4 protein-coding genes are annotated in these 2,622 nt (G+C 64.1%); 2 read left to right on the forward strand and 2 right to left on the reverse strand.

The genetic code is table 11. The features are described from left to right. A partial coding sequence (glmS, locus tag QZ184_RS11320) for a glutamine--fructose-6-phosphate transaminase (isomerizing) (RefSeq protein ID WP_296419733.1) occupies window positions 1-1,732 on the reverse strand: 1,732 nt, incomplete at its 3' end. Window positions 1,733-1,792: 60 nt separating this feature from the next. Beyond that, window positions 1,793-2,038 carry a photosystem I iron-sulfur center protein PsaC gene (gene psaC, locus QZ184_RS11325; protein ID WP_006850103.1) on the reverse strand — a complete coding sequence of 82 codons (246 nt, stop codon included), beginning with the start codon at window positions 2,036-2,038 and terminating at the stop codon, window positions 1,793-1,795. A 137-nt stretch (window positions 2,039-2,175) separates the two neighbouring features. Between psaC and acpP the strand changes: the two genes are divergently transcribed. Beyond that, complete coding sequence (acpP, locus tag QZ184_RS11330; RefSeq protein ID WP_010314088.1) at window positions 2,176-2,418, forward strand: acyl carrier protein; 243 nt, start codon at window positions 2,176-2,178, stop codon at window positions 2,416-2,418. An 11-nt stretch (window positions 2,419-2,429) separates the two neighbouring features. Next, window positions 2,430-2,622, forward strand: a 193-nt coding sequence (locus QZ184_RS11335; protein ID WP_296419731.1) for a beta-ketoacyl synthase N-terminal-like domain-containing protein, incomplete at its 3' end; no start/stop codon positions are given.

The following is a 2,622-nucleotide window of genomic DNA, read 5'->3' on the forward strand; positions in this document are numbered from 1 at the left end:
CGGCATCCGGGCAATTGGGGGCAACGCCCACCAATTGGGCATCGCGGGCCTTGGCCTCTTGGGCATTGCTGAGCACCTTGTCGAACACCGTGCCTGGGACGGCGATCGAGACCACGGGCACCCGGGCATCCAGCAGAGCGATCGGGCCGTGCTTCATCTCGCCGGCGGGGTAGCCCTCGGCATGGATGTAGCTGATCTCCTTGAGCTTCAGCGCCCCCTCCAGGGCAATCGGATAGTTGATGCCCCGGCCCAGGAAGATCACGTCCTGGGTCTCCGCGAACAGATGGGCCATCTGCTCACAGCGACCGTCGTGGTCATCCACCAAGCTGCGTAATTGCTGGGGAAGATCCCGCAGACCAGCCATCAGCTGCTGCAGGGCTTCGGCGCCGAGAACCCCAGGTCGGCCCGAGCGACGTTCGGCAAAGGCAATGGCCAAGCCGTAGAACGCCAACAACTGACCCAGGAAGGTCTTGGTGGCGGCAACACCCACCTCGATGCCGGCGCCGATGTCGAGGATCTGATCAACCATCCGGCCCAGGGAGCTTTCAGGGCGGTTCGTGATCCCCAGCAGACGGGGGGCGAAGGCCGGATCGGCAACGGCTCGGCGCCGCTCCTGCTCCATCGCGAGAGCAGCCAAGGTGTCTGCCGTTTCGCCCGATTGGGTCACACCGATGGTGAGGGTGTTCGGCGCCAGCGGTGGCGGGGCGTAGCGGAATTCGCTGGCATAGAACACGCTGGTCGGAATCCCGGCCAGCTGCTCCAGGAGATAGGCCCCCACCAAGGCGGCATGGCGGCTGGTGCCGCAGGCGAGAACCTGGATGCGCTCAATCCCTTCAAACACGCTCTCATCGAGCGGCAAGGCCACCCGCGCGGATGCATCGGGGAGATGTCGAGCAACCCAAAGGGCGGCGGTCTCGGGCTGCTCATGGATTTCCTTGAGCATGAAGTGACGGAAGCTGCGCTTGTCCGCCACGTGATCCGTGCCGCTCAGGAGGGTGGGAGCCCGCTGCACCCGCGCTCCGGCCTCGTCATAGAGCTCGATTCCCAGGGGGGTGAGCAGCGCCACCTCACCGTCTTCCATCGGCAGGATCGTGCGCGTAAAGCCAGCCAGAGCCGGGGTATCACTGGCGCAGAGGAATTCCCCTTCCCCCAGGCCAATCAGCAAAGGCGCTGCTTTGCGGGCCACCACCAGGGCACCCGGGAGCGCAGCCCAAACCACGGCCAAGGCGTAGGCCCCATGCAGCCGCGGCAAAACCGCTTGCACGGCCTCAAGCAGGAGCTGGGGAGAGGCGGCGTGGCCCAGGGCCTCCAACCGATCGAGCTCTTGGCTCAGCAGATGGGGAATGACCTCGGTGTCCGTGTCCGAGCGGAAGACCACACCCTTGGCCTGGAGCTCCTCACGCAGGCTTCTGTAGTTCTCGATGATCCCGTTCTGCACCACGGCCAGACGACGGGGACCATCGAGGTGGGGGTGGGCATTGCGTTCTTCCGGCTTGCCGTGGGTCGCCCAACGGGTGTGGCCAATGCCGCACTGCCCCTGGGCCCCCTGCGCCTCAAAACGAGCCGTGAGGTTGGCGAGCTTGCCTTCAGCGCGCAGACAGGCCAAGCCGGATTCGTCCGCCACCGTGGCAATCCCGGCGGAGTCATAGCCCCGGTATTCGAGCTGCCGGAGACCCTCCAAAAGGAGCGGTGCCGCCTCGCGCGAACCAATCACCGCAACGATGCCGCACATAGCGCCTGGAACCAATAAAAAAGCCCGGCTGGGCCGGGCTTGAGCTTATGGGAGCTGGGCTCAGTAAGCCAGGCCCATGGAGCGGGTGGTTTCGTCGCCGAGGTAGACGCGAATGGAGAGGAAGTCGGTGGGGCAAGCGGTCTCACAGCGCTTGCAACCGACGCAATCTTCGGTGCGGGGAGACGAGGCGATCTGGCCGGCCTTGCAGCCATCCCAGGGCACCATCTCGAGAACATCGAGAGGACATGCCCGAACGCACTGGGTGCAGCCGATGCAGGTGTCGTAAATCTTGACGGCGTGGGACATGTCGTCTGTGGACGCGACGCCCAAGGTACCCATGGCAATCAGCATCCAAGCCACAGGCCTCCCTGGCCGTCATCCTTGTTCATACGGGGGGTGCCTGGCACACATACCCGTAGGATGCGGCGTCCGACACTCCGGCCATGTCCCAGGAAGCGATCTTCGAGAAAGTCCGCTCGATCGTTGTTGAGCAGCTGAGCGTTGATGCCGGCGAGGTCAAGCCCGAATCCAACTTCCAGAACGATCTGGGCGCTGACTCCCTCGACACCGTTGAACTCGTGATGGCCCTGGAAGAGGCCTTCGATATCGAGATTCCCGACGAAGCCGCTGAAGGCATCGCCACCGTTGGCGACGCCGTCAAATACATCCTGGACAAGCAGGCCTGAGGAAGGAATTGATGGTGGAGGGTCTCCGCCGCGTCGTCGTCACCGGCCTTGGCGCGGTCACACCAATTGGTAATGACGTCACTTCCTACTGGGAAGGACTGAGTAGCGGTCGTAACGGGGTGGCGCCGATCACCTTGTTTGACGCGTCTGCCCATGCCTGCCGCTTTGCGGCTGAGGTGAAGGATTTCGATCCCTCCGCCTACA

This window comes from Vulcanococcus sp. DEBay_Sum22DG08_74 (assembly GCF_017852955.1).
Lineage (GTDB): Bacteria > Cyanobacteriota > Cyanobacteriia > PCC-6307 > Cyanobiaceae > Vulcanococcus.

Excerpts from the sequence above, each read along its gene's own strand:
- psaC (WP_006850103.1), bottom strand. The coding sequence starts at position 2,038 with ATGTCCCACGCCGTCAAGATTTACGACACCTGCATCGGCTGCACCCAG.
- acpP (WP_010314088.1), top strand. The coding sequence starts at position 2,176 with ATGTCCCAGGAAGCGATCTTCGAGAAAGTCCGCTCGATCGTTGTTGAG.